General features: G+C 61.9%; 1 protein-coding gene. It reads left to right on the forward strand.

Annotation, left to right across the window (positions count from 1 at the left end):
• Positions 1 to 106 precede the first annotated feature (106 nt).
• Positions 107 to 383, forward strand: a 277-nt coding sequence (locus tag NJD71_RS13795) for a patatin-like phospholipase family protein (RefSeq protein ID WP_319052462.1), incomplete at its 3' end; no start/stop codon positions are given.

The following is a 383-nucleotide window of genomic DNA, read 5'->3' on the forward strand; positions in this document are numbered from 1 at the left end:
TGGTCCAATCGGCTGCTCCTCGCCGACACCACGATGTGGTGGGCGGCGGAGTGGCTCTTGTTCTACGAGCTCTGGCACCTGACGGGTGAGTGGCGAGGAGGTGGCGTTGGTTACGAGAGCATCGCCGAAGCGCGGGCTGCCAGCCTTTACCGACAGGCGAGCCCACTCGCTGAAGGAGAGGCGCAAGCCACTGCCGTGGCCGAAGGATAAACCCTTCAAGATATTGTCACTGGATGGCGGCGGCATTCGGGGCATCTACGCGGCGACGATTCTTGCTCAGATCGAGCGAGAGATCACTGGTGGCGAACCGATCGCCGACTACTTCGACACCATCGCCGGCACGTCTACAGGCGGAATCATCGCGCTAGGTCTCGGTCTCAAGA

The sequence above is a fragment of the Psychrobacter sp. PP-21 genome (assembly GCF_033790785.1).
In the GTDB taxonomy this organism is placed as follows: domain Bacteria; phylum Pseudomonadota; class Gammaproteobacteria; order Pseudomonadales; family Moraxellaceae; genus Psychrobacter.